This window comes from Peribacillus acanthi, assembly GCF_003073175.1.
Lineage (GTDB): Bacteria > Bacillota > Bacilli > Bacillales > DSM-1321 > Bacillus_BN > Bacillus_BN acanthi.
In genome coordinates this window covers 144,103-169,978 of the sequence record NZ_QBBX01000001.1, presented here as the reverse complement: position 1 = coordinate 169,978, position 25,876 = coordinate 144,103, and the positions used below count along the sequence as shown (strand labels likewise).

24 protein-coding genes and 1 pseudogene are annotated in these 25,876 nt (G+C 38.9%); 6 read left to right on the top strand and 19 right to left on the bottom strand.

Translation table 11 applies throughout. The features are described 5' to 3' along the window. Positions 1–202: 202 nt before the first annotated feature. The 3 genes from DBX25_RS00930 to DBX25_RS00920 all read left to right on the top strand — a co-directional run bounded on the left by DBX25_RS00930 (position 203) and on the right by DBX25_RS00920 (position 5,585). Complete coding sequence (locus tag DBX25_RS00930) at positions 203–1,084, top strand: helix-turn-helix domain-containing protein (RefSeq protein WP_170110106.1); 882 nt, start codon at positions 203–205, stop codon at positions 1,082–1,084. A gap of 114 nt (positions 1,085–1,198) precedes the next feature. Further along, positions 1,199–2,782 carry an SWIM zinc finger family protein gene (locus DBX25_RS00925; RefSeq protein ID WP_108668902.1) on the top strand — a complete coding sequence of 528 codons (1,584 nt, stop codon included), beginning with the start codon at positions 1,199–1,201 and terminating at the stop codon, positions 2,780–2,782. Then, positions 2,775–5,585: a DEAD/DEAH box helicase gene (locus DBX25_RS00920; RefSeq protein ID WP_108668901.1), complete on the top strand. Its 2,811-nt coding sequence runs from the start codon at positions 2,775–2,777 to the stop codon at positions 5,583–5,585. The genes DBX25_RS00925 and DBX25_RS00920 overlap by 8 nt, the downstream gene beginning before the upstream one ends. Positions 5,586–5,603: 18 nt before the next feature. On the opposite strand, the gene DBX25_RS00915 is transcribed toward DBX25_RS00920, so the two are convergent. Continuing rightward, on the bottom strand, positions 5,604–5,996 hold the full coding sequence (locus DBX25_RS00915) for a hypothetical protein (protein WP_108668900.1): 393 nt from the start codon (positions 5,994–5,996) through the stop codon (positions 5,604–5,606). Positions 5,997–6,243: 247 nt separating this feature from the next. Here DBX25_RS00915 and DBX25_RS00910 point away from each other — a divergent pair, with 247 nt between their 5' ends. Next, entirely contained in the window at positions 6,244–6,636 is a 393-nt protein-coding gene (locus DBX25_RS00910) for a helix-turn-helix domain-containing protein (RefSeq protein ID WP_157950820.1), read from the top strand. Between the two features lie 564 nt (positions 6,637–7,200). Here DBX25_RS00910 and DBX25_RS00905 read toward each other — a convergent pair. The 3 genes from DBX25_RS00905 to ssb all read right to left on the bottom strand — a co-directional run bounded on the left by DBX25_RS00905 (position 7,201) and on the right by ssb (position 11,884). Next, positions 7,201–10,992 (bottom strand): S8 family serine peptidase, encoded by a 3,792-nt coding sequence (locus tag DBX25_RS00905; protein ID WP_240620099.1) that lies wholly within the window; start codon positions 10,990–10,992, stop codon positions 7,201–7,203. 269 nt (positions 10,993–11,261) lie between these two features. Continuing rightward, positions 11,262–11,513, bottom strand: coding sequence for a hypothetical protein (locus DBX25_RS00900; RefSeq protein ID WP_108668897.1), 252 nt, complete (start codon positions 11,511–11,513; stop codon positions 11,262–11,264). A 14-nt stretch (positions 11,514–11,527) separates the two neighbouring features. Continuing rightward, entirely contained in the window at positions 11,528–11,884 is a 357-nt protein-coding gene (gene ssb, locus DBX25_RS00895; protein WP_108668896.1) for a single-stranded DNA-binding protein, read from the bottom strand. Positions 11,885–12,194: 310 nt separating this feature from the next. Between ssb and DBX25_RS00890 the strand changes: the two genes are divergently transcribed. Next, positions 12,195–12,629: a YwpF family protein gene (locus DBX25_RS00890; RefSeq protein ID WP_108668895.1), complete on the top strand. Its 435-nt coding sequence runs from the start codon at positions 12,195–12,197 to the stop codon at positions 12,627–12,629. Between the two features lie 56 nt (positions 12,630–12,685). Here the strand turns inward: DBX25_RS00890 and DBX25_RS00885 are convergent, their stop codons facing one another. The 9 genes from DBX25_RS00885 to DBX25_RS00840 form a co-directional block, all read right to left on the bottom strand. Beyond that, positions 12,686–13,078, bottom strand: coding sequence for a hypothetical protein (locus DBX25_RS00885; RefSeq protein ID WP_108668894.1), 393 nt, complete (start codon positions 13,076–13,078; stop codon positions 12,686–12,688). A 254-nt stretch (positions 13,079–13,332) separates the two neighbouring features. Continuing rightward, positions 13,333–13,554, bottom strand: a complete 222-nt coding sequence (locus tag DBX25_RS00880) for a hypothetical protein (protein WP_240620098.1) — start codon at positions 13,552–13,554, stop codon at positions 13,333–13,335. Positions 13,555–13,987: 433 nt separating this feature from the next. Beyond that, on the bottom strand, positions 13,988–14,425 hold the full coding sequence (gene fabZ, locus DBX25_RS00875; RefSeq protein WP_108668892.1) for a 3-hydroxyacyl-ACP dehydratase FabZ: 438 nt from the start codon (positions 14,423–14,425) through the stop codon (positions 13,988–13,990). Between the two features lie 27 nt (positions 14,426–14,452). Continuing rightward, positions 14,453–14,713: a DNA-directed RNA polymerase subunit beta gene (locus DBX25_RS00870; protein WP_108668891.1), complete on the bottom strand. Its 261-nt coding sequence runs from the start codon at positions 14,711–14,713 to the stop codon at positions 14,453–14,455. Positions 14,714–14,733: 20 nt separating this feature from the next. After that, positions 14,734–15,570, bottom strand: a complete 837-nt coding sequence (locus DBX25_RS00865; protein ID WP_108668890.1) for a flagellar hook-basal body protein — start codon at positions 15,568–15,570, stop codon at positions 14,734–14,736. A gap of 39 nt (positions 15,571–15,609) precedes the next feature. Next, positions 15,610–16,449, bottom strand: a complete 840-nt coding sequence (locus DBX25_RS00860) for a flagellar hook-basal body protein (RefSeq protein WP_108668889.1) — start codon at positions 16,447–16,449, stop codon at positions 15,610–15,612. 697 nt (positions 16,450–17,146) lie between these two features. Next, positions 17,147–18,148 carry a rod shape-determining protein gene (mreB, locus tag DBX25_RS00850; RefSeq protein ID WP_108668887.1) on the bottom strand — a complete coding sequence of 334 codons (1,002 nt, stop codon included), beginning with the start codon at positions 18,146–18,148 and terminating at the stop codon, positions 17,147–17,149. 278 nt (positions 18,149–18,426) lie between these two features. Then, the gene (gene spoIIID, locus DBX25_RS00845; protein ID WP_108668886.1) at positions 18,427–18,693 is read right to left on the bottom strand and encodes a sporulation transcriptional regulator SpoIIID; all 267 of its coding nucleotides are present in this window, start codon (positions 18,691–18,693) and stop codon (positions 18,427–18,429) included. Between the two features lie 575 nt (positions 18,694–19,268). Further along, a complete protein-coding gene (locus tag DBX25_RS00840; RefSeq protein ID WP_108668885.1) occupies positions 19,269–20,147 on the bottom strand; it encodes a stage II sporulation protein SpoIIQ in 879 nt (292 codons plus the stop codon). A gap of 162 nt (positions 20,148–20,309) precedes the next feature. Here DBX25_RS00840 and DBX25_RS00835 point away from each other — a divergent pair, with 162 nt between their 5' ends. Continuing rightward, complete coding sequence (locus DBX25_RS00835) at positions 20,310–20,732, top strand: VanZ family protein (protein WP_108668884.1); 423 nt, start codon at positions 20,310–20,312, stop codon at positions 20,730–20,732. 211 nt (positions 20,733–20,943) lie between these two features. On the opposite strand, the gene spoIID is transcribed toward DBX25_RS00835, so the two are convergent. The 6 genes and pseudogenes from spoIID to DBX25_RS21010 form a co-directional block, all read right to left on the bottom strand. Continuing rightward, positions 20,944–21,978, bottom strand: coding sequence for a stage II sporulation protein D (gene spoIID, locus DBX25_RS00830; RefSeq protein ID WP_108668883.1), 1,035 nt, complete (start codon positions 21,976–21,978; stop codon positions 20,944–20,946). 142 nt (positions 21,979–22,120) lie between these two features. Next, on the bottom strand, positions 22,121–23,425 hold the full coding sequence (gene murA, locus DBX25_RS00825) for a UDP-N-acetylglucosamine 1-carboxyvinyltransferase (RefSeq protein WP_108668882.1): 1,305 nt from the start codon (positions 23,423–23,425) through the stop codon (positions 22,121–22,123). A gap of 32 nt (positions 23,426–23,457) precedes the next feature. Continuing rightward, positions 23,458–24,180: a YwmB family TATA-box binding protein gene (locus DBX25_RS00820; RefSeq protein ID WP_108668881.1), complete on the bottom strand. Its 723-nt coding sequence runs from the start codon at positions 24,178–24,180 to the stop codon at positions 23,458–23,460. Between the two features lie 142 nt (positions 24,181–24,322). After that, complete coding sequence (locus DBX25_RS00815; protein WP_108668880.1) at positions 24,323–24,562, bottom strand: DUF1146 family protein; 240 nt, start codon at positions 24,560–24,562, stop codon at positions 24,323–24,325. A gap of 127 nt (positions 24,563–24,689) precedes the next feature. Beyond that, positions 24,690–25,475, bottom strand: a complete 786-nt coding sequence (gene trpA / locus DBX25_RS00810) for a tryptophan synthase subunit alpha (RefSeq protein WP_108668879.1) — start codon at positions 25,473–25,475, stop codon at positions 24,690–24,692. After that, positions 25,472–25,876, bottom strand: a pseudogene (locus tag DBX25_RS21010) (tryptophan synthase subunit beta); the annotation flags it as partial. The gene trpA and the pseudogene DBX25_RS21010, both read right to left, overlap by 4 nt.

Below are 25,876 nucleotides of genomic sequence, written 5' to 3'. Positions count from 1 at the left end.
CAGTAGGATATTGGAAAAATTTATTAAACATCATATAATGTATTAGGATAAATCTATTAAAACATATATTCAGAAAACATTAAAATCTCATTTTTATGCGTTTTCAGTCATTATTAGACGGATTTTCACTTCATATTCATACATTTATTGAATTATTATAGTCTTTCATAATTATATGAATAAGTTAGAGGAGTTTACATACATGAATTTTACACTAATTGGTAACAAGATAAAAGAGCTTCGTAAGTCCGTTGGCTTTTCCCAAGAAGAAATAGCAGAAGGGATTTGTAGCCAGGCCCAAATTTGTAAGATTGAAAAAGGCGAGGTCACACCTTCGGCAACCACCCTTTATTTAATTGCAGAACGCCTTGGTGTAGATATCAATTTTTTCTTCGATACTGCTAAAACTCCTCGTTTGGATTATGTTCAAGAGGTTGAGTTTCAATTAAGAAAAGAAACGAGAAGCCATGATTTTAAAGCAGTGAAAGAAATTGTACAAGCAGAATTAAACAATCCTCTATTCACTCAAAACAAAGAAAATTTTCAATTGTTACTTTGGCACAAAGGATTTTCAGATCATGCTACTGGTACACCTTACTCTGAAGTCCTTCAAACTCTAAAAGAAGCACTTTCTTTGACCCATCAATCAGAGAAGGTTTGGTCTGAAAGAGAAATCGATATTTTGAATGCCATTGGCGTCATCTATATGAAGGAACAATTATATTCTGATGCTTTGAAAACTTTTGATAATGCGATTAAATATATCCATCGTAGACCTATTATCCGTGACGATTCGCTACTTGTTAGAATTTTATATAACAAAGCGATGGTTCTTACGAGATTAGAAGATTATGAAGCATCCATTAAAATGTGCGAACAAGCAATTAATTGTTCCATTAAAAATGACAGCATGTATATTTTCGGTTATCTCTATTATCAAATGGGCTACAACTACGAGTTAATGAAGGAAAATAGACGTGCCATTCATTATTTAAATAAATCCATTTCATTTTTTGAAATACAAAAAGAACACAAATTTCTTGACTACATTAAAGAACGAATTGATAATTTGGAAGCTGCATAACTCGCATAAAAATCTGGAACATTTCTGTTTCAGATTTTTTCATTTTATAATTTGGGGTATAATTAAATAATATGGATTTTTTGGACATCTGTCTTTTTAAAGGAGGTTTGTGGGATGAATGATTTGTTGCATATGGGTGAGATTTTGCAGGATGATTTGAATGCTCAGGAGTCCGATGATGTTCAGGTTGTTCAACGTGGACTTCTTATATATAGACAAGGTTTGGTTTTTAAGTTAGATCACCTGGAAACAGTGATCGCTGCCAAGGTTCAAGACGTAACTCCAGTCGAGGTGAATTTGGATTTACTGTTTCCTGCAAACAGTACTTGCAGTTGTAATAAAGAAGGATTTTGCCGCCATGTACTAGCTGTTTTCTTTCAAGCATATGAAAAGGTTGGAAGCGTCACTGAATGGGTTGAAAAGTGGAAGTACGGAAAACGAGCAACTTTTGAGCTAAAAAAAGCTCATACCCTCTTAGATTCAGCTGCTGCACTACCGAAAACTTATGAAGCCTGGAAAACCTACATAAACGAAAGTTTCAAAGAAAACATACTATCATTCGCCCACTCAGGATACCCTAGCTATGTTCTTCATGAGAAATGGAAGAATTATATACATAAATTGAAACAAAAGGCTCCTTTAGAACGGGAGTGGAAAACCCTTTACCTATTTATTATCCATTTTCAAACCCTTTTGCTCGCTTTTAAGGAGATAGGTAAAATCGAGAACCCGAATTCATTTAGGATTTTTATCGAAAACGAGCTCGAGGATTTGACGGACGGAATGTATGATTATGTCGCTCTTCTTTCCAATCAAGCTCGTCCGTTTGCGTTTGACGAATTTTTTAAAGGCATTCATCAAGATACTCATTCCTTGATGACAGAAGAAGAACTTTTTTATCAACAAGTGGACTTATATCGTACAATTTGGACTGTCCTTTTACGCAATCAAGAATGGCGTAAACAAGAGCTGAAATACCTGAAATCTATCATCCATGATTCCGATAATCAACCATTGTTAATTGCTACGATTCATCTTTCACTCTTGAATAACCTTCATGAAGAAGTCGTGACTTTATTGAATCGTTTAGATGCAAGCGCATGCCCTTATATGTATTTCTGGATTACTTCGTTGAACGATTTAGATGAGGAAATGAAAGCATTGCCGTTTGTCGAGTTTATCATTCAACATGTGAACGAGTTTTTGAGCACTTCTAGAAATTACTATGAATCGATGGATTTTGTCCGAAGCATCACATCTCCTATTACGGTTTTTTGCAAAAAAACAAAACGGTACGATTTATTGGAGAAATTTTATCGAATCTCTCTCCCATTCAGTTATTATCCCTACGCTCAGTTTTTAATTGAAAGTGAGCAATACGAAAAATGGGTAGAGCTAGTTACCTATATGGATATTGACGCTGACCAAGTTGGAACAGATATTCTTAAACGCGTTCATGCCCAACAACCTGCCGTGCTTCTTCCATTGTACCATCGTGTCGTGGAGCAATCGATTTCTTCCAAAAACCGAGCAAGCTATAAACACGCGGTTCGCTATTTAAAGAAGCTCCGTACCGTATACAAAAAATTAAAGCAGGAAGACGCCTTCCTTTCCTATATCAACCAGTTGCAAGAATCGACAAAAAGGTTACGAGCCTTCCAAGAAGAACTACAAAGGGGAAAACTAATCCATGTTTAATCACGTGCTGATCAAGACTACATTAGCGGCGGATGGGCAGTATTTAATTAGCGCCTTTGATCGAGACCATTTTCCGCTACAGGCCAGAAAGGTTTTCCCACAATTATTCCTATGGGATCAAGCCAGTTACTTTGGAACCCAGCTTCAGTACGATGATCAACAAAATGGTGTGATCGTGGACGCTTGGGGATTGTTATCTCTGTTTTCACAGGAACACTTTCAGTCATTTATTGAATGGGAATGGGATGAAGCCTCTTTCCTTTGTTTATCGATCGCACCCGTTTTGGCGGAATCCATGCAAAACGGGCTTCCTACTCCTGACTTCAGCCAGCTTCGGGAAGGCAATATTGGTTGGAATTTACCGGAGGACGTGAAGGAAGAGTTTGAACCATCATTTTGGGGTGATTCAGTAGACGTAGGTGAAACCATATCTAACACCGACTTTGTTCAAGCCTGGTTCAATGGAGCCGCAGAATCTTATCTTAGAAAATATTCGAATCACCATGATCAGTGGAACAAGGCGATGGATGCATTAAAGAATGCCCAGTTAGCTCCTGAAGAACTCCATGCCTATTTTACACAAGATCGCTGGAATAAATGGCTCGGCTTTCAAGAAGACGAGCGTCCCTTTACAACAGGATTGCAAATTGTGGAGCCCGCTGACGGCGAAGGACCATGGACTTTAGAAGTGGTCTTGCAATCTAAAAAAGATGATACGATCGTGACCCTCTCCCAAGGAATGAAAAAGCTTCCGCGCGGATGGAAAAATTACCTTGAGACAGTCGATGAAGATTTGGCTGGATGGCTAGAACTTGTACCGTGGCTTGGAGAAAACGGAGCTTTGAAAGACGAATTAACGGAAGCAGAAGCTTGGGAATTTTTAACCGAAGCAAGCGAAAAGCTGTTGTTTGTTGGAGCGGAAATCCTCCTACCTTCTTGGTGGACCGCTATACGTGATTCACAAATTAAGCTAAAGGCTAAAGTTAAGAGCACTTCTTCAAGAGGCCCATCTTATGTTGGACTCCATGCGTTAATGGACTTTGACTGGCGCTTCTCCATGAACGGAGCAGATTTGTCGGAGGATGAATTTAATAAACTAGTCCAAGAAAAACGACGACTTGTTTATATTAAAGGTCAATGGGTCAAGTTAGATCCTGCCATGATTAAGCAACTACAAACGATGATGAAAACGGCCGATCAAAAAGGGATTCCGTTAAGTGAGATGTTTTACCAGGAGCTGTTAGATGAAGCACCAGAGGAAGACGATTTAGAGGATGATTTATTAAAAATCCAATTCGAGCTTAATCAAGACTTAAAGAAATTAATGAGTTCGCTGAGAGAAACAAAGAGCATTCCAATTACCGAGGCACCAGATAGCTTGCATGGGTCCCTTCGCCCCTACCAGACACAAGGACTAAGCTGGCTCATGTATTTACGTAAGCATGGATTTGGAGCTTGCTTGGCTGATGACATGGGGCTTGGAAAAACCGTTCAGGTCATTAGTTATTTGTTGGCCGTAAAAGAGACTAAGGAAACGACTGGTCAACCTACTTTGATTATTTGCCCTACTTCTGTTTTAGGAAATTGGCAGAAAGAATTGGAGAAATTTTCGCCTTCCTTAAATGTGTATCTTCATTATGGAAGCAATCGCAAAAAAGGGGAGGATTTTGCTCCTTTTATAAAAAAATACGATGTCGTACTGACCTCCTTTGGAATGGCACACTCCGATTTTGAAGAGCTAGGACCGATTGAATGGAACAGTGTCATTTTGGATGAAGCGCAAAATATCAAAAATCCTGGGACGAAGCAATCGAAAGCCGCTCGTAAGTTGAAGGGCCGCCACCATATCGCGCTAACGGGAACCCCTATGGAGAACCGATTAAGCGAGTTGTGGGCGATTTTTGATTTTATCAATAAAGGGTATCTTGGTACATTGCGTCAATTCCAAGAAAAATACGTCAACAGCATTGAGAAAGATGGCAAGACGGAAAAAATCAAAGAACTGCAAAAGTTGATTCAGCCCTTCTTATTAAGACGGACGAAAAAAGATGAAGATGTGGCATTGAACTTACCGGATAAGCTGGAACAGAAAGAGTATGTTCCCCTGACCTCAGAGCAAGCCTCGCTATATGAACAGCTTATCAAGGATACTTTTGCCGAAGTGGAAAAGTTGTCAGCCTTTGAACGTAAAGGACTGATCCTTGGCATGCTGACTAAATTGAAGCAGCTATGTAATCACCCCGCCCTGTATTTGAAGGAACAAAAGGTATTATTGGCTCGGGAGCGGTCTGCTAAGCTCGACAAGCTGTTTGAATTGACGGACGCTGTGATGGAGCAAAACGAAAGCTGCCTTATCTTTACCCAATACATTGGTATGGGTGAAATGATGCAAGAGCTGTTGCAGCAGGAGTATGGCATTAAAGTTCCGTTCTTGAACGGGAGTCTTCCTAAAAAGCAGCGTGATGAAATGATTGAGTCGTTCCAAAATGGCCTGTATCCAATTTTCATCCTTTCTTTGAAAGCGGGAGGAACGGGTTTGAATTTGACCGCTGCCAACCATGTGGTCCATTTTGACCGTTGGTGGAATCCGGCGGTTGAAAATCAGGCAACTGACCGTGCTTATCGAATCGGACAAAAGCGATTTGTGCATGTGCATAAGCTGATATGTACGGGTACGCTCGAAGAAAAAATCGATAATATGTTAGAAAAGAAACAAGCCTTGAATGATGAAATTATCCAAAGTGATAATTGGATTACTGAGCTATCTACAGATGAAATTAAGGATTTGGTTTCATTATCATAGAATTTAAGCCTTGGGATGTTAAGACTGTAAGGAAGGTAATTTCTTGCATGATTGACTATCCTGAGGTTTTTTTCGTTTCGTTCGTGAAACAGGTTGTTGCGAGTCCATAGATGGTACGAAGAATGTGACTTTAGATTGTTTTTCAAACATGAAATAGGGTAGAACGTTCTCTAACCTGTTAGGAGCATATGTTTCACGCTGCTCGTAGATATTCGTAAAATCAATGACCTTTGCTATTTCATATTGACTGTGGGTTAAATTTTTTAACGACGTGGTTTCAAAGTTATGACTAGTGTTGTGCCTTATATATTGCAATGCATCGTAAAATGTATTTTTTAATAAAGTTTTGGACTCTTTCTTTTTCTTTCTTACAATAATACGATCTGCATTGAAAAGATAAACAAACTCCATTTTCCCTATCTCCCATCAACACTTGTTTAGGAATAATTTTACATATTTAGACAAGAGAATCTATCATTTTTTAGCCCGTGTTTTTCATATGTTTAAAGTGAAAAATTGATTTGACTATGTTTGGTAATTTAATATGTTCCAAATAAGAACAGAACAATTTGTTCTTTAAACTATCAAAACGCCCTTTATAGCATTAATCATTGTAACGTGGAATTAAACGACAATGACTGATGAACGGGGAATTTACATGTCATTACCTGAAAAAATCCGAGCATTACGTAAAGAGCGGGATTGGCCACAACGCCTGGTTGCTTCCAAATTGAATATTAGCCGTTCCGCTATCGGCAAGTATGAAACGGGCAAGCAAGAGCCAAAGGAAGAAATACTTCATAGGTATGCCGAATTATTCAATGTGCCTCTTAGTTACTTCACGGATAATACACCTATTGGAGAAACAGGAGAACAAAAAACAGCCTATCGTACCTCGAATGGGGATCTACAAACCATTCAAGAATTACTGCAAAAAGTACCCAAATTGAAGCAATCCCTATTAAATCTGGACCAATACCCTTTAAAAGAACAACAAAAAGCAGGAGAGTTTTTGGAGACATTCGTATCAGGTTTGAGAAAATCGAGATAAGTGAATTAAATCCACCCTATTGATTAGGGTGGATTTGATTTTTTTGGTTTAATTGTGGCTTTTTATTATAGAGACTGACTCCAGTTTCTCTGGATTGATTTTGTTTTTTACTATTTGCGGGGCGGGGGGCGGGGCTTTTTTACCGTTCAGCCTCTGTTTTTTACCGAACTCATCGGTTTTTTTACCGAAATGCATGATTTTATTACCGAACGCGATAGGTTTTTTACCATTTGCGGGGCTGGCGGGACTTTTTTACCGTTCAGCCTCTGTTTTTTACCGAACTCATCGGTTTTTTTACCGAAATGCATGATTTTTTTACCGAACGTGATACTGGTTTTTTACCATTTGCGGGGCTGGCGGGACTTTTTTACCGTTCAGCCTCTGTTTTTTACCGAACTCATCGGTTTTTTTACCGAAATGCATGATTTTTTTACCGAACGTAATAGGTTTTTTACCATTTGCGGGGCAGGGCAGAATTTTTCTCCAATCAGCCTCTGTATATTACCGAACTCCAAGCCTATATAAAAGGGACTGACCTCAAAACGGTCAGTCCCTCTCTGCTTATTATTTCCCTTTTCCTTTTGGAGCTTGTTTTGTAATTGTAATTGTTTTTGTCGTTTTGTTACCCGCTAAGTCGGTAACTTCGAAAGTGAAGTCGTTTTTCCCGGTTACAAGCGGTAGTTCGACATCTTCAATCACTTTACTGAATGCTCTCATCGCGTATGGCTCTTTGAATGGCTGGTAGAAGATCTCGTTGCCATTCAGATATAGACGAATTTCATCAAAGTTGTCTGTTACTTTCACGTCTACTTTTGGATTCGGATCGGTTGCACCGACTGTGTTCTTTTTCGGAAGTCCAGTGATGCTTAAAACTGGTACTGTTGAATCCACAATGACAGAACGCTTGAATGCGATAGCGTTGTCTGCGTTATCGACTGCTTTGACCTCAAAGCTGTGAACACCGTCAGCCAATGTTAGAGTCGTGGAGAATTCATATTGACCCTTTTCCTCATTGTACGTTAATGCAACAGGCTTACCAGCGATCGTGAATTCTTTTAATCCTGAAGGCTCAACAATATAGCCGTTGACGGGAACAGTATTGGTGTTGTAAGTCGATAGCGCTGCAGGATCATTTACGAATACAGACGGAACCGTTTTATCCTCAACTGGGACTTCCCCGCTTCCAGCTGTCACCGTTGCAGTTGCCGTATTTCCAGCAAAGTCAATCGCTACAACTTCCACTCTTGCACCTGCTTTTACCGTTTCAGGTAATACAAACTCTGTCGTATCGGCAGCTAAGGGAGCTGTTAAGATAGAGTTTCCATCTACCAAGATATCTAGGTAGGAAACTCCCGCTCCACCCGTTGTATCAGCCGCTTGGATAGTCAGCGTACGTCCAGTCGCATCTCCCTTAGCTGTTACAGTTGGTTTCACCGTATCTACTAAAACAGGAATCTTATAGCTTTGGAATTCAGCACCCTCGTAATCTACTGCAGCCTTCGTTTCGAAATAGTATTGGCCGTCTTTTGCTACTAGGTTATTGATTTTTCCGTCCCACTGGCGTGCAGGGTCTAATGAATAGTTCGCACTGCGTCCACCATCGTAATAGTTTTTACGTAGTTCAAATTCAGTACGTAGCTTACGGACTGCTTTGCTATCTTGATCTAGTACATTAAACTCTACTTGTTTAGCATTTCTTAAGAATGATAGTACTGGGATTAATTCATCCTGTACGCCATCTCCGTTTGGAGAAATAGCAATATATTGGCCGTTGAACGAATCATCTACTGGATTATATCCTAAGTAATTATAAGTATCAGCAGATTTGGAGACTGCGCCTGCCATGCCATAGAAGGAGCTCTCATCATAAATCGTTCCATCCAATACAGGAGCCTTGTCCCACTCACCTTTGAACCCTGCGTATGGCACATGAAGCTCTGCGTTTAAATCAGAAGAATCTTTCAATGTTACATACCCTTCCACAAAGTATCCATTCGGGAAAACTTTATTGATGTCGACAGGTGTTGTCCAGCTTCCTGTGATGGAAGGCTCCACCACTTTAGCTTGAGAAACATCTACCGTAACCTCGAAGGTAACAGAACCATTTGCTGGAACTGTGATGACTTTAGAGTCTTCACCGTTTATTTTAACGATTGCATCAAGAATTTTTTGCGTTTCCAGGACGTTTGCACTGTATCCAAGTTGACCTTCGATGGCAAAGTCCGTTTGTATATTAGCCGCTACATCATATTGGGCATCCGTGCTGCTGTAGTTTTGTGCTTTTAGCGTAAAGGAGAATTGATTTCCCACTTCTTTTAACGCGACTTTGCCTTCATTTGTATTCGCCGCTGTCACCACAACAGGAGTTTGAAGCGCTGAATGTAACTGCATGACTCCTGCACCTTGTTTTCTTGGTGAATATGGTAGGTTCCATTTGAAAGCGTTGTTTACAGTTCCTTTATCGATAAGTGGAGCTGCCGTATTCATCAATAGGTTTTTCACTAAGTTCACTTTTTCTAGACCATTCACATTTTTAAAGTCTTTTTCCACTCTTTGAAGAACAAGAGCTGATCCACCCGCTACGTGTGGTGCAGCCATCGAAGTACCGCTCATCATGCCGTACTGATCATCATTTAAGGTAGAATAAATTTGGCCACCCGGTGCTGTGACTTCTGGTTTGAAGTCCAGGTTCGGTGTCATTCCCCATGATGAGAATGCACTCATTTTTCCTGCTTCAGGGTTTGCTGATTTGGCTTTTTCGCCATTAAAGGAGATGGACACTCTGTTTCCAGCCACCAGTTGAGCTTGAAGCTTGTCACCGTCAGATTTCAGCATAAATAATTGTGGAATCGTGATGCTTGGGTCAGATGCCATGCTTACATATCCATCCGCATTATTGTAAATGATTACTGCTGCCGCTCCTGCAGCTTGGGCATTTTTTGCCTTGTCAACAAACGCCAGCTCCCCACGCTTGATTAAAGCAATTTTCCCTTTCACATCTACAGACGCTAGTTCTTCCGGTTTTCCTAGTCCTGCATACACTACATCGAACGTTTTCTGCTCTATGTCATTAGGATGAATGCTGCTTGCGGATAAGAAGGGTGCCACTCCTGTTACTCCGCCACTTGTAGTATAGCTAGCTCCATCTAGGTCCATAAAGTTATTCTCTACAGATGCTACCTGCAAAGAATTGAATGATACACCTGGAGATCCTGATACACCAATATCCGGGTTGGATGCTAATGGGTTAGCAAATCCATTTCCAAAGTGTGCAGAGTTACCCGCAGAGATAGACATTAAGATTCCATTGTCCACTGCACGTTGTACCGCCGCTTGTTCAGGATCTTCAGGACGAACGAATCCAGCAGTCGATCCTAAGCTCATATTCAAGACATCTGCCCCTAAAATGATGGCTTCATCAATGGCTTTTACATAGATGTCACCCCATGTAGAAGGCATATTTGGGTCATTTCCGAATACTTTTAATGCAAGTAATTGTGCTTCTGGAGCGACTCCTTTAATACCTTTGTTCTCTTCATCACCGTTTGCACCAACTGTACCCGCTACGTGCATTCCGTGCATCGAAGCATCCGGACCTAAATCCAGAATTTCTTCATTATCATCCATGTAGTTATAGCCGTAAGGGACTTTTTCCGAGTAGAATTTACCCATCAAGCCATTAGCAGATTTAACACCTGCCACCTCTGCTGATGAAATTTCCCCTTCCACTCCTTCACTTAACACCATGTCTCGGTGGGATGGATCGATACCTGTGTCAATGACACCGACTACCATTCCTTCCCCTTTATATCCATAGTCACGCCAAGCTTCTTGCGCTTGAACAAGCTCTTTACTATAAATCATTTCGGGTTTTTCTAAAGGGCGTTGGTACTCATTTGCAATATGTACGTTGGCTACTTCTTCAATGGATGCTAGAGCTGTAATATTCTTATATTCCGTTTCAACGCTGAATCCGTTGACAACGGTTGTGAAGCTTTCTAGTTCTTTAAAATTAACATTCTTCGATTTTGCTTTATCCTTTACTTTCTTTTGACCAGCTTTTTTTTCAGCGTGGAGCTTGTTTTTTGTATTTTTATCAAGATCTTTATATCGTTTTCCTTGTTTTTGGGCAAACTCGATGGCAGATTCTTCTTTCATTTCCACAATGACACGTACTTTTTGATCTGGTAAATAAATTTTTTCTTGCTCCTGTTTCTTAACTGCTACTACAGTCTTTGGAGTTTGCTTAGCAGTATGCTTGTCCAATTGTGTTGGTAATGCAGCAGCCGTTCCTGTCCCTGCGCTTGACAATGCAAGCAACGATGCACACAAAATTGCAAAGTGTTTTTTCCTCAAAATTGGTAACCCCCTAGTATATTGTCAGAAAATTATTAATATACTAAAAATCTACCATATTAGTTTCCTAGCAAATAAGGTCAAATAGTCCCCATTATCCCTTTAGAAGTATAGGTGATAATAACTAATTTATAGTAATTTATTGAAAAAATCATATAATAAAAAAAGCTGCAAATGCAGCAAATAGTGAGGGCGGGTGTATCGCGGGAAATCAATTTACGTAGAAATATTGTATTTTTATCGGAGACTATGAGGCTAAACTATGAGGATCATCTATTTGAGAGGAGCAAATATTGTGTTTGTAGGGAATTTGATTTGGATGTGCTTCCAATCATTCCAGGAAAAACATGACATTCCACATGTTCTAATCTGTTGTCTATATTCACTAAAATTTTTCGCATGGAAACTAATATGTCATCATTTCTGCTCGATTTCACATGACTTTTAGCAAGGATTCGAATTAAATCACTTAATAATTCTTCGATTCTTTCCACTCTTACATTTTCTTCTCTCATCAACATTTTCGCCCTTTCCTTTAAATTTCGATTAATTCTCTTTCTTTTGGTGAAGAGTTTACCTTACTGAAAAATTTCACCCCTTCGGCTACCACTTCCGTTACGTACACTTTCTTTCCTTCTTGATTGGAATAGTTACGTGTCTGAATCCTCCCTGATATTCCGACTAAGGATCCTTTTTGACAATATTGAGCCAGGTTTTCAGCGCTACGCCTCCAGATGGTACAATGAACAAAATCTGCTTCATAATCACCATCTGCATTTTTGAAATTTCGGTTTACGGCCAAGGTAATATTGGAAACTGCTTTTCCTTCTGGTGTATAACGCAATTCGGGATCCTTTGTCAGTCGCCCTACTAAAATTACTTGATTGATCATTTTGTTTTCTCCTTTCGTCTTGTTATCTTGATGTTACTCGGAGAATAAATTGTTGTAAAATTAGCAAAAATTTAATTTTCAACTGATTTTTTAAGGGAAATATTCATTTTGCTCTTGGGAAATAATGAATTTCAAACGAAACTTTGACAATTTCTTTCAATAAAATTCAATTTTAATAAGTGTTCGACAAATTTCGGGAAAATGGCTCATTTTTTATCAGAGATGTTGTAAAAGTGCTTTTATCGTTTAATATGCTATAATGGATGTACCAATTGGAACGTATCAAGATGTTGAAGAATGGAGGGATTATATGAAGTCATTTAAACTTGTTTCCTTTCAAATCATGACAGGTATAAAGCAAACCGAGGATGTGGAATTACAGGATGGACTCATTATCAATAAAGAGGATGAGCATAATAGATGGTTACTGGAAGCGTTTGTTACGGAAGATGAATTTCAGAGAATTGGACCGTTCTTAAAAGAGGATAACATTTGGATTCAAGTTGTGATTACTAAAAAAGAAAATGATCCTGCTGCATTTGAAACAAAAATTCTTCACAAGAAGAAAGTTCAAAATTATTACAGCATCTTATTTGAAGGTCATTTAAAAAACTTAAAGATTGAGTACGCGGAGCTCTTACTTGAAAATCTTGTTCAGCAAGGAGTACAAGGTGAGCAACTTGTTGAAGAATTTAAAAGAAAGATTCGTATTAGACCAAAAATTTCTTCAAGCTCGAAAAAATAATAATTTCATTACAAATAGAAGGTGCTCAAGCTAGAGAGCACCTTTTTTTATTTAAATTATTGTTCTTGAAGTTGGCTGTTCAATTTATCAATAACATATCTTGCTTCTGCTCGGCAAGAATATGATGGATCCTCAATCTTTAACTGTTTAGCTAGCTTTTCAATTTCTTCTATTTGCTCAGCAGTTGGCTCTTCAGTAAGTATTTTTTCAATCGTTTCATTCATTTTTACTGCAAGCTCTTCATGGAAAGTAGGGTTGGCTTTAGTTTGATCATCCACTTTATCGTACCAGGATGCATTTTTATTTATATATTCTTTCCAATCATTCGCAAACTCTTCTATATTAGCTTTATCCTCGTCCCATTCGATTTTATTCATATACTGTTCAAAAGCAGTTGAAATCGAGCGGCTGATGCTAATCTTTATGCCTGATGAAAGTTCTTTCAACATGTGTAGAATGTACCTCCTAAAATTAGTCCTCTACCTTTTTAAAATATTATCATAAAATATTTATAAAACATATAATAATTACGATGAAATTAAAAACGTAACGAAGTATTGTAATAATAACCCTATTATTGCGTTGGAAAAATTATATTATTTTTAAAAATTCTAAATGTTTGCTCAGTATTGATTGTACCGTATTAGTTTAATGCTTTCAATATAATAAGGCAAGAGCTTAAGCTCTTGCCTTATTATTTCTACTATTCGTCTTTATTATCCGCGTCTTTGCGGTCAATTTCATCTTCTACTGCATCTTCTTGATTAGTATTTTGATCCAACGCTGGATCACCATCACCAGGTACGTTTGTATCGTTAGTTGTTCCATCCATATCAGCATCATTATCTAGGTCAGTATCAAGATTATCATTCATGTCTTGATCTTCGACGTTTGTGTCTTCCTCCGGCGGCGGGTTATCGTTCACATTACAACCTGTTAGTAGCATTGCAGACAATAGAGAGCTTCCGATGATGCTTAATAATTTTTTGTTCAAAGTAATTGCCTCCTTTGTTATTGTTTGGACCTTAATGTACGGTCAGTTCGTATTTTGCCCAACCAAAGGAGAAATGTTGCATGGTTATTTATTTTAATTAATTATACTCAATTTTAAAAATTGAGAAGGATAAAATTATTCTCAAGGCAAAAAAAAGTGGTCAAGCAATAGCTTAACCAAAACAAGAAAGAATGAAATGGCTTACCAGACCAATAATATTCATTCGTAATACAAGTAAATTCAACTTGTTAGTATATAATTTACACTATATTAAAATAAAATAAACACTCCTAATTAAAAATGAATAATTGGTTTGACCATTTTACATTTCTTGTATTATCATGACGGTCTTAAGACCTGTTTATTACTCTTCCTTTTTCCCACCTAATGCAAAAGTCAGTTCAGCTTCACATGCCACTTCGCCATCAACTGTTGCTACTGCCTTTCCTTTTCCAATTGGGCCTTTTAATCGGATGATTTCTACTTCTAAGCGAAGTTGATCTCCTGGCTTGACTTGGCGTTTGAATCGACAATTGTCAATTCCAGCAAAAAAAGCAAGTCTTCCTTTATTTTCTTCCTTAATCAACATGGCTACTGCTCCCACCTGAGCAAGTGCTTCAACAATAAGGACTCCTGGCATTACTGGATAGTCCGGAAAATGACCATTAAAGAACTCTTCATTTGCGGATACGTTTTTAATTCCTACCGCTCGTTGACCTTCTTCTAGTTCAAGGATTCGATCAACTAATAAAAATGGGTAACGATGAGGAATAATTTCCTTAATTTGATTAATATCGTACATAAATACCTCCAAAAAGTTTTTTATAGATTAGATATTTTTGTTCACTAAATCTATAATATGAGTCCATGTTTCTTTTTTAAAAACGTCTTTCGCATCTCCGTCCCCAAACATGCTATATCCAACATATGCACCTGCTAATAAAGCTAAAGCAATAAGAATGGTACCTATGATTAATCGTAACCATATTGGAATAAGCCTAATCCGAACAAAGCGTTTTTGTATTCGTTTTTCCGCACGTTTTTCTTTTCTGTATGCATCTCTTGATATTCTTTTTTGTTCTTGATCCATAATGAAATTGCCACACTCCTTTAACGAATTCCGTTAATCAATCCCATCATTTGATCGGCCATTGAAACAGAACGTGCTTGAAATTGATAGTGGCGTTGCACATTGATTAAATCCGTCATTTCTTTTGACATGTCGACATTTGAATTTTCTAGTGCTCTGGGTTGTAAGGAAATATTGTTTCGAATACCGCCTGTCACATCAACGAATATGTCTTCTTCATTTATTCCAAGTGCTTGGGCTTCACTTGTTAACCCAAGTGTATTTCCAGTCTTTTGCTCCATGTATTCCGGTTTTTGAATCGAAATCATCCCAATCCCAAATGACTGCGTTCCAGCGTTGTCAGTTTCAACCGTCAGTAACCCTTTATCTGATACGGATAGGTTTTTAATGGGCCCATTGACGACAATTGGCTGGTCATTTTCGTCTAGCACAGGATAGCCGCTGCTTGTAACTAACATTAAATCATCTGAATTAGGTGTAATTGGATTTAAATAAAAAGATCCATCTCTAGTGAATTGAGTGCTGTCATCCACTCGTACCTTAAAGAATAAATCTTCCTTTGTCAAAGCCATGTCTAAATCACGGCCAGTCGCCTTTATACTTCCCTGATTCAAAACTAATCGAGCTTGGCTAAGTTTAGCCCCTGTTCCTTGTCGGATTCCATTCGAGGTAATCCTCCCTATTTCAAGCTTGTCATGCCGTTGATTATTAAATTCTTGGAATAGTAATTCGTTAAAATAGCTCTCTTTTCTTTTATACCCATTTGTTTGAACGTTCGCCAAGTTATGACCGATTATGTCCATTTTATGCTGAAGCTGGCTCATAGTATTCGTTGCCGTTATCATCGTTCGATTCATGGTTATTCCTCCATCTGAGATATTTTAGTCATATAATAACTAACTTAATCTCCCGACTTCATTGACTGCTTTTTCTAAGCTACGATCATACGCTTGCAAAACCTTTTGATTGGCTTCAAATGCTCGATAAGCTGTCATCATATCGGTCATCGTTCTTGCCGTATCGACGTTTGATTGTTCGATGAAGCCTTGTTGCAGTTTAAATTGTACATTTGCGTTTCCGAAAGCATTTTCCAGAGGGGTACCATCATTTGTCCGATACAGTCCATCCCCTTCTTTTATTAATACATATGGATTTTCCGCAAAAGCTACTCCCAATCGTCCAATCACCTGGTCGTTCTCTAGAATTACCCCATTCTCTTGTACGACAAAGTTATCGCTCTTTAACTGGATTCTATTTCCTTGATCATCTAGCACAAAGTGACCACTTGGATTCGTCAAATAGCCTTGTTGATCTAAAGTAAAGTTTCCGTTACGAGTATAACGTGGCTCACCATTACCGTTTAGGACAGAAAACATAACGGTGCCGCGTTTTCCATTCTCTTCGTTCAGAGGCAGAAATAAATCAACCAAGGCTATATCTGTTTTATTATCTGAAGCCGTAATATCGCCTTGCTTGAAAGCAGGAATCGCTTCTTGCATATAAACTCCCGTGCTAAGAGACCCTACTGTAGGCTGAAAAGGCAGGTTTAGCTTTTTCTCTGTCGGGATTGAAGTCTGATCCATGCGCTTTAAAAGCATGTCTGGAAAAGCCCGAATGCTTGATTGATCCGCTTTAAATCCTGGTGTGTTCGCATTTGAAATATTATTTGTCAGCATCTCAGTCCTGCGTTGCTGAGCAAGCATCCCTGAAGCAGCCGAATAAAAGCCTCTTAACATGGTTTTCACCTCTATGTAATCCGCAAATTTGCAGTCTAGTCCCACTTTTTAATCAATACTTTCATTATATACAACTTATCGGCTACACTCATAGAATTTTTTAAGGTTTTGAGAAAGTAATAGAGGGAAGTATGGTGGTAATTTATAGAAGAAATGAATGTTTGGTGGATAATCTTTTCTTTGTGCAAGACTACGATGTGAGGTTATTGTTTGTATAATTTACAATTAGGCCTCTGGGAAATGAAAAAGGGGTCACTGTGTATTGTAAAATTAGGTTTTTTACCGAACGGGGGTGCTTTATTACCGAAATTTCATGTTATTTTACCAAATGCAGCCTCTTTATTACCAAAATATCACGTTGTTTTACCAAACAGCTCTCGCCTGGACTTTTTGATTAGAAAAATGGTCATTTTCTGGCTTCATGAGGACTCACGAGATACCTTTCAGACCTCTGCATACCCGAAAAAAGCACCATGCAGATAATAAAATTATTTTTTTACCAAAAATGTTGGTTTTATTACCGAATTACCTTCTTTTTTTACCAAACCGAGCCACTTTATTACCAAAATATCACGTTGTTTTACCAAACAGTATCATTTTAGGGCATGAGCCTCAGAGAATTATGAACCCCTCACCAATAAACCCCAGTCCAAATACAAAAAACCCCAGCTTTGCAAGCAAAGCTGGAGTTTTCTAATTATCCAAATCGTCTCTTAGAGATTCGATCGATGTTTTCAAGCATGATGCCTGTTCCAATCGCTACACAATCCATTGGATTTTCAGCCACAAGGACTGGTACTTTTAGCTCTTCTGCTAATAGTAGGTCGATTCCGTGAAGGAGTGCTCCTCCTCCAGTTAGGATAACGCCGCGGTCGATGATGTCGGCTGATAATTCTGGTGGAGTACGCTCAAGGACGCTTTTCGCCGCTTGTACGATGACTGCAACGGACTCGCGTAATGCTTCCTCTACTTCTTCGGAATGAACAGTGATTGTTCTTGGCAAGCCAGATACCATGTCACGTCCGCGGATGTCGATGGATTCAGAACGAGATCCTGGGAATACGGTTGCAACTTTAATTTTGATATCCTCTGCAGTACGTTCCCCGATCAATAATTTATATTTGCGTTTGATGTAATTTAAAATTTCGTTGTCAAACTTGTCTCCAGCCATTTTGATAGATGAAGATGTTACGATGTCACCCATGGACAGAACTGCTACGTCGGTAGTACCGCCACCGATATCAACAACCATGTTTCCACTTGGTTGGAAGATATCCATGCCTGCACCAATCGCAGCCACTTTAGGTTCTTCTTCTAGGTAGACTTTCTTTCCACCGCTTTTTTCAGCAGCTTCTTTAATGGCTTTTTGCTCGACGCTCGTAATGTTCGTCGGGCAGCAAATCAAAATACGTGGCTTCGATAAGAAACCCTTTACATTCAATTTATTGATAAAATGTTTTAACATTGCTTCTGTAATATCAAAGTCAGCGATGACGCCATCTTTCAATGGGCGGATGGCTACGATGTTACCTGGTGTTCTACCTACCATGCGACGCGCCTCTTCACCTACTGCCAATACACGGTTTGTATTTTTATCGATTGCGACGACGGATGGTTCATTTAGGACAATCCCTTTACCTTTAACGTGGATCAATACATTGGCTGTCCCAAGATCTATTCCAATATCTCTTGCAAGCATGATTAATACTTTCCTCCTAAAACGTACAATATGACGAACTTCTGTCCTAATTGTATATTTTATCACAAATAAATGCTAGGAAGTAAGCCGAATTTAAAGTGATTATTTATTATTTGTGAACTGCAGAACACTCGCTGATTGGCTGGCCTTAAAGTGAAGATTTATATATTATTTATTCTAAAAATTGACCACTTACTCGCCGTTAAATATATGATAAAAAACAAAAAGAGAAGCTTTGCCAATTGTTGTTTTCTTTGGCAACAGCCTCTCTTTTCTCATCATTGGTTGATTGCTTCTTCAGGTCTTTGGTATTTCATTTTTGTTGCTTCTCCACCACGAAGATGGCGGATGGATTTATGATAATCCAATATTTCCTTTACTTCGTTTGCCAAGTCCGGATTGATTTCCGGTAGTCTTTCGGTTAAATCCTTGTGGACAGTACTTTTGGATACACCAAACTCCTTCGCAATTACGCGAACCGTTTTCTTTGTCTCCACGATATACTTTCCGATCTTGATAGTTCTTTCTTTGATGTAATCGTGCACACCACTCGACCTCCCCAAATTGGATGTGAGAAGTGTGAAATGAGATTCGCTTTTTATATGTTTAGCAACTGTGCCCAAAGCAACGTAGAAAGATATCCTCAACTAAATCCCCAAAAAGTTATAAACGATTCCTCACCTCAAACACTCTCTTTTTAAGGTTTGTATCAGTTTATTAGCTTGGTTAAGGGAATATGCACGAAAATCATAAGAAGGACAAGGGATTGGCCATGTTTTTTTAAAAATATCAGATTTTTGAAACTTTTCACAGTCTATCTTCGTATTTTCTAAATGGAGAAACTTTTATGAGTTTTCATTTCCACTCTACATACTTGAGATTCAAGTTGCATTGTACGGCATTTTCCACTCAGCTTGCCAATATGCAATTTTGAGTCTTTTTTTAAAAAATTCTAATCGTAGCCTATCAATCACTGTCGGAAATATTATTTCCCGAGAAATTTGTCGTTTTCACACGAAAATAACGACCACCCGTAATAACGGGTGGTTTTCTCTCTACAATAAAAAACCCGTCGGGGGAGACGGGTTTTTGTTTCAGTTATTGTCACATTGGGAATGTGTTAGTTGTTTTGGTTTTCTTGATCATCATCTTCTGAAGGTTGATCGTCTTCAGAAGTTTTTTCGTCTTCAACAGCTGCATCGTCATCTGCGTTAGCATCGTCCTCTTCGCCAACTTCAGTGTTTTTGTCTGCAGCATCTTCTTCTTTATCTAGAGCAGATGCTTTACTGTTTACAACCTGTGCTTCTTTAAGGGCTACTACATTTTTGTCCATAAATTCAATTGGATTGACAGCCACTTGGTCTTTACGGATTTCAAAATGAGTATGGATTCCAGCTTCACTGTTTAACAAGCTTTGTCCAGCTTTAGCTAGGGCTTGTCCTTGTGTTACTTTGTCACCGACTTCGACAGCAATTTCTTTTACAGATGAGTAACGTGTAACGATTCCTTTTTCATGCTCGACTTCAATCAGGTTTCCAAGGATTGTGTCATCTTGAACCTTTGTGACTGTACCGCTCATGGAAGCAACTACGTCAAACGTTTCCCCGTTTTGCATCGCAATGTCGATTCCTTTGTTTGGCTCGTATTTATTATTGTAGAATACTAGAGCCGCTTCTTGTGCCTCTTTACTACCATTTACATCGTAGAATTCCTTCTTGATGACCGCGGAGTCTTCATTCAATACTGGCATTTTGAAATTTTCTACTTTGCTGTTGACTTCAACAGCTGGCTCACGATGACCTTTTCCAACTATGTCATCATTGTCACCATAGCCTACATTAGGTGCAGTTGATTCACTGTTACTGTTTTGGAACCAAAGAACACCCGTTAATAAAGCAGCTGCACAACCTAAGTAGATTGCCGGTAGTGCCCAACGCTTAGCGATGAAGCGTTGAATTCCAGATTTTTGAGAAGTTCGTTTCTTTTCTTCCTCTCTCATGATTATCACCTCAGCAATCATTCTGAACAGATTCAGAAAATTATATACATGAAGTGAAAAAAATTTTTTTGTCTTATGTTTTGCTATGTCGGAATCATTTATTCATCGATTTGAAAAATAATGGTACACTTTTGAGTAGAAGTAAAAATAAGAGGGAGATCTATGAAAAAACTAATACGCTATGCACTCACAACTCTACCATTCCTATATATGATTGCAATTTGGATTATGTCCAGCCTACCTGACAACGCGGTCGTAGAGTTACCAGATTCTTATTGGGACCGAATGATTAAAGAGAGTCTTCATTTAGTAGAGTTCGGTCTATTATATTTATTTTTCGTAGTTGCTCTCGTCGTAAATGGAAGGTTAACTCCTAAATGGAGCTTGATTGCCGCTATCCTTGCAGGACTCTACGGAATTACGGATGAAATCCACCAATCCTTTGTTCCTTACCGTTCAGCTACCCTTATTGATGTAGTAAAAGATTTGATTGGAGTAACGGCAGCCTATTTCCATGTGCGTTTTCATTATTTTAAGAGGAAAAAGAGTGTGTTAAATAAGTTAGAGGCACGGATTAAGGGGTAGTTCTAACTCTAGGGCAATCTATTTTTAGGAAAAGAGGCCTTAAATGTAGATTTATTACCGAACGCGGTGGTTTTATTACCGAAAATCTAATTTTATTACCGAACGGACTACCTTTATTACCAAAATCGCCTCACATTTTACCATATGTAAAAAAAGGGACATCCCACACGAACCACGGCATGTGGAACGCACGGGAGATCCCTTTCTTTCTTTATTTATTTGCAACGACTGTATTCAAGAATGCTGTAGATGAGCTGATTTGGACCCCTTGATAGTAATACGTTACGATGTCGCGGTAGTTTTTCCCTTCCTGAGCCATTCCGTTCGCACCGTATTGGCTCATCCCCACTCCATGGCCATAGCCTTTTGTAGAGATAATGATTTGATCTCCTTTTCGTTCCCACGTAAAGTCCGTAGATTTCAGCTCTAAGTTTTCCCGAATTTGTTTTCCGGTTAATTGTTTTCCATTGATTTTTACTGCGCCTACGCGTTTTCCAGGTGTTCTTTCAACTATTGTACCGATTTCATTTCCTTTGGAGAGCTTCACGCCCAGTTTAGCTTCGAAGTCTTTTATTGAAATGATTTTACGATCGTAGAATTTTGGTGAGTCTTTATCCCACGGACTTTCGACACTTTTTAAATACGGAAATGAATTTTTCCAATAGGCTTCAGAATTTTCGGTAAATCCATTGCTAGTTGAGAAAAAAGTGGCTGTGATTGGTTCGCCATTATAGGTAAGGATCTGGTCCTTTGTCGCCAATACCGCTTTAGCAATTTTTTCTTTCTTCCAGGTGTAGTCCCCACCCCACAACTTCTTTAGTTCAGCATCACTTTTAAACACTTGGTGAAGGACTGTATCTGTGACATGAGCTCCTTTCGGTAAACCTACCGTATCTTTTTCGGACAATTGATTGATTATGTAAGTTCTAGCGGTTAGAGCTTGAGCTTTTAATGCTTCCATTTCAAAATCCGCTGGCATTTCAGCAGACACCACACCTGCTACATATTTTTCAAGTGGAAACGATTCGATTTTTTGTTGCTGAGAACGATAAACCGCCACTTCCACGGAGGATTCATTTAATTGGTCTGCTACACTAGGTTCCTGCTGCTTCTTATGGGTCAGGTTTTCCATTAGCTTTCCTTTTGTTCCATCAGACGAAAATGGTAGGACGAGTAAGGCGGGAATAATGACGATGGCAACGGCTACTGTGATTAGTACGGCAATGACTGGTTTCATAGATTTCATGTATGGAGCCTCCTCATGCAAATTGAATAGACAAATTGCTAATTCTCTATTCAAATCTATGGGAATGGACAAGCATTTATGACAATAGTTTTAACTCCAAATAAAAATCCCGCACAGTGGCGGGATTTCACATTTTTTCATATTATGCATTCATGTCTGCTACGAAAGATTCGCTACCAGAATGATCTTCTTCATTGATACGTTCAATATCTGCACCAAGGCCCGCAAGCTTTTTATGGAAATCCACATAGCCACGGTCTAAGTGTTTCAGTTCAGTTACTCGTGTTACTCCTTCTGAAACTAGACCAGCAAGAGTTAGAGCAGCTGCTGCACGTAAATCAGTTGAAGCTACTTCTGCACCTTGAAGGTCAGAAGGTCCATTGATAATTACAGAGCGTCCTTCGATTTTAATATCCGCGTTCATACGACGGAATTCTTCCACGTGCATGAAGCGGTTTTCGAATACGGTTTCCGTAATCATACTAGTTCCTTTTGCATGTAAAAGAAGTGCCATCATTTGAGATTGCATATCTGTCGGGAATCCTGGATGAGGCATTGTTTTAATATCGACAGCTTTTAGGACGTCAGGGCCGATTACTCGTAGACCATCCTCTTCTTCACGGATTTCAACGCCCATCTCCTGCATTTTTGCAACTAGGGATGTCATGTGTTCTGGAACTGCACCTCTTACAAGTACATTACCCTTTGTAATCGCAGCTGCGACCATGAATGTTCCTGCTTCAATACGATCCGGAATAATATTGTGTTCAGCTCCGTGAAGTACGTCTACACCTTCAATTTTAATAGTAGCAGTACCTGCACCTTTAACTTTTGCACCCATTTTATTCAGATAGTTTGCTAAGTCTACAATTTCCGGTTCTTTCGCAACGTTTTCAATTGTTGTTGTTCCTTCAGCAAGAACAGCAGCCATCATGATGTTTTCCGTTGCTCCAACACTTGGGAAATCCAGATAGATTTTTGCACCTTTAAGACGACCGTTCACTTCTGCTTCTAAGAAGCCGTTTCCGACCTTAACCGTAGCACCCATTGCTTCAAAGCCTTTTAAGTGCTGATCAAGTGGACGTGAACCGATTGCACAACCGCCTGGCAATGCAACACGTGCTTTACCGTTTCTTCCTAATAATGAACCCATTACAAGTACAGAGGCGCGCATTTTGCGAACATATTCAAATGGAGCTTCTACAAATAACTCTCTTGATGCATCTACAGTAATCGTATTATTATCAAACGCAACATCTGCATTTAAGTTGCGCAACACTTCATTGATTGTATATACATCGGAGAGAGTGGGTACGTCTTTAATGACGCTTCTTCCATGACTTGCTAATAATGATGCAGCGATAACAGGCAAAACTGAGTTCTTTGCGCCTTCTACTTTAACTTCCCCGCTCAGCCTGTTTCCGCCGCGGACGATGATCTTTTCCAAAAGTATTCCCCTCCGCGTCCAATATCTCTATATTAATATTCAAATGTAATGATGGGTGTGCCAACTACGATAGTCGTCCGCCCGCCCATTCCTTGAGTTCTCATGGCAATTTGCAAGTTCAATTGTTCTTCATTTAAAAACTGTGTAAAAAGCGGAGAGTGTGCAGAAACTGAAACAAAGTTTTCTTCTCTTAAACTCTCAACTTCTTTAGCTTGGAACCCTTCCAAAATAGAATCTACCTTAGAAGATAAAACCTTTGCTAGCGTATCATTGATTTCCCCTTTAATACAAGTGAAAATTGTGGGATTTTGTCTAAATATGTCTTTTATCCTGTTTTTGTAATCCTTATTAAGGTGCTGAAGCTCTACTAGTTGTGCGTTTCCTGTTACCTCATAGAGGATATACGAATTCTCTTGGGAATTTTTAGGGGTAGTCATAATTTCTAGCTTCTCTTTGATGCCAGATTGTTGGCTTAGGCCAATAGCCTTCCAGCCATTTTTATCTTCGGTGATCTCCCATTCTATATGGGGAAGCTTTTCTTTCAGACTCGAAACATAGTTTACTAGACTTTCTTTCGTACGAAGGATGTCAGCTTGCCCTCTAGCCAAAATTGACCATTCTTGGATGGAGACGTTCTCAGATTGTAATACTTCAACTAACTTCATGAAATCAGTACTGCTATTTGCTTCTGTCTTACTATTCCCTGCCACAATCAAAACAAAACCAATTATAACCAAATATATCATCTTTTTCATAATAGTCCATGCCCCCTTATTCCCATTGTTGCCAATTAGGAACAGGACATACTGAGGAAATTTCGTCAGATTTAGACATGACTGGTTAGGACAGTTGGAATATTGTTCAGAATTTCACAAATTTACTGAAAAAATAATTAGTTTATTCCTTATAAAGGAAAGGTAATTGATTGGACCATGCCAAATAGTCTAAGAAAAAACCACTGACTGTTGATCCGATGGCAAGAGTTAATAAAATGATCAAAACTCTAGCTTGAATCACTTTATTTGCACGAAGAATCTTATCAAAATTTAAAGACTGAAGCGCCCACCATGTAATGGCGATAAAAAACAAATGTGACATGATGCCAAACATAGCCTGCTGACCCAAGTTTTCAAACATGAAAAGTCCTCCTTTTCTCTATATCCAAAACATAATTTTATCATGAATAGGTTAAAGATAGAACTATTTTTAATAAAACTGATTAAAAAAGAACCAAGGTTATTAGCCCTGATTCTTCATTCTTCTATTAATATGATTTTACTAATAATCGACCATTCAAGAGCTGGTGAATTTTTTCCTTCTCTCCGTTCTTAAAATGTTGGATGATTTGGCTACCTACCACTACTCCATCACAAAATTGAGTGATTTCCTTTACCTGTTCGGGTGTTGAGATGCCAAATCCAGCTAACACGGGGATGGTGCTCATTTGCTTGAGCCTTTGCAGGAACTTTGTTACTTCGTCTTCAAAACCACCGCGAGCACCTGTTACCCCTTTCACCGTAACGGCATATAAAAATCCTTCCGCATCTTGGCTGATGGTTTTTAACCGCTCTATTGGACTCGTTAAAGTTGCTAAGCGGATTAATGTTATATCAGCTTGCATAAGTACTTGCTTTATTTCCCTCTCTTCTTCTGGCGGGAGATCGGGAATGATGACTCCATTTAATTCTATACTTTTACTCACTTCTGCAAATTCTTCAATACCGTAAGATAAGATAGGGTTTAAATAAGTCATGAAGATTAACGGAACAGTGACTGTTTTTCTTACTTCACTCAAGGCTGCCAAAATGCCTTTTAATGAGGTTCCATTTTCTAGAGCCCGCTGCCCTGCCGCTTGAATAGTTGGCCCATCTGCAACGGGATCTGAAAAAGGAATGCCAATCTCAATGATGGTGGCTCCCGCTTGTTCTAAAAACTCCAATCGTTCTACTAACGAGTCTAACCCTCCATCACCAGCCATTATATAAGGAACAAATGCTTTTTCCCCCTTATTCAATGCATGTTGTATGGAAAGTTGAATTTTATTGATCATGATAGGCTTCCTCCTAAATAGTGTCTTACGGATTCAACATCCTTGTCGCCACGACCAGACAAGCAAACAACAAGGATTTCATCTTCTCTCATCGTTTTTGCCAATTTTATTGAATATGCAATCGCATGTGAGCTTTCCAATGCTGGAATGATTCCTTCTTTTCTAGATAATAACTGGAATGATTCCAACGCTTCAGTATCAGTAACAGACATATATTGAACACGTCCTTCATCTTTTAAGAAGCTATGCTCGGGTCCTACACCTGGGTAATCCAACCCCGCAGAGATGGAATGCGCTTCTTCAATCTGTCCATCCTCATCTTGAAGGAGATACATTTTTGCTCCATGCAAGACGCCTACTTTTCCTTTCGTAAGCGAAGCTGCGTGCTTATCGGTGTCGAG

Excerpts from the sequence above, each read along its gene's own strand:
- DBX25_RS00865 (WP_108668890.1), bottom strand. The coding sequence starts at position 15,570 with ATGAATCGAACGATGATAACGGCAACGAATACTATGAGCCAGCTTCAG.
- ssb (WP_108668896.1), bottom strand. The coding sequence starts at position 11,884 with ATGATCAATCAAGTAATTTTAGTAGGGCGACTGACAAAGGATCCCGAA.
- DBX25_RS00870 (WP_108668891.1), bottom strand. The coding sequence starts at position 14,713 with ATGGATCAAGAACAAAAAAGAATATCAAGAGATGCATACAGAAAAGAA.
- DBX25_RS00930 (WP_170110106.1), top strand. The coding sequence starts at position 203 with ATGAATTTTACACTAATTGGTAACAAGATAAAAGAGCTTCGTAAGTCC.
- DBX25_RS00915 (WP_108668900.1), bottom strand. The coding sequence starts at position 5,996 with ATGGAGTTTGTTTATCTTTTCAATGCAGATCGTATTATTGTAAGAAAG.
- DBX25_RS00820 (WP_108668881.1), bottom strand. The coding sequence starts at position 24,180 with ATGAAAAAGATGATATATTTGGTTATAATTGGTTTTGTTTTGATTGTG.
- DBX25_RS00890 (WP_108668895.1), top strand. The coding sequence starts at position 12,195 with ATGAAGTCATTTAAACTTGTTTCCTTTCAAATCATGACAGGTATAAAG.
- DBX25_RS00815 (WP_108668880.1), bottom strand. The coding sequence starts at position 24,562 with ATGTTTGAAAACTTGGGTCAGCAGGCTATGTTTGGCATCATGTCACAT.
- DBX25_RS00835 (WP_108668884.1), top strand. The coding sequence starts at position 20,310 with ATGAAAAAACTAATACGCTATGCACTCACAACTCTACCATTCCTATAT.
- mreB (WP_108668887.1), bottom strand. The coding sequence starts at position 18,148 with ATGCTTGCAAGAGATATTGGAATAGATCTTGGGACAGCCAATGTATTG.
- trpA (WP_108668879.1), bottom strand. The coding sequence starts at position 25,475 with ATGATCAATAAAATTCAACTTTCCATACAACATGCATTGAATAAGGGG.
- DBX25_RS00910 (WP_157950820.1), top strand. The coding sequence starts at position 6,244 with ATGTCATTACCTGAAAAAATCCGAGCATTACGTAAAGAGCGGGATTGG.
- DBX25_RS00920 (WP_108668901.1), top strand. The coding sequence starts at position 2,775 with ATGTTTAATCACGTGCTGATCAAGACTACATTAGCGGCGGATGGGCAG.
- DBX25_RS00860 (WP_108668889.1), bottom strand. The coding sequence starts at position 16,449 with ATGTTAAGAGGCTTTTATTCGGCTGCTTCAGGGATGCTTGCTCAGCAA.
- DBX25_RS00840 (WP_108668885.1), bottom strand. The coding sequence starts at position 20,147 with ATGAGAGAGGAAGAAAAGAAACGAACTTCTCAAAAATCTGGAATTCAA.
- DBX25_RS00900 (WP_108668897.1), bottom strand. The coding sequence starts at position 11,513 with ATGTTGATGAGAGAAGAAAATGTAAGAGTGGAAAGAATCGAAGAATTA.
- DBX25_RS00925 (WP_108668902.1), top strand. The coding sequence starts at position 1,199 with ATGAATGATTTGTTGCATATGGGTGAGATTTTGCAGGATGATTTGAAT.
- DBX25_RS00885 (WP_108668894.1), bottom strand. The coding sequence starts at position 13,078 with ATGTTGAAAGAACTTTCATCAGGCATAAAGATTAGCATCAGCCGCTCG.
- spoIID (WP_108668883.1), bottom strand. The coding sequence starts at position 21,978 with ATGAAATCTATGAAACCAGTCATTGCCGTACTAATCACAGTAGCCGTT.
- fabZ (WP_108668892.1), bottom strand. The coding sequence starts at position 14,425 with ATGTACGATATTAATCAAATTAAGGAAATTATTCCTCATCGTTACCCA.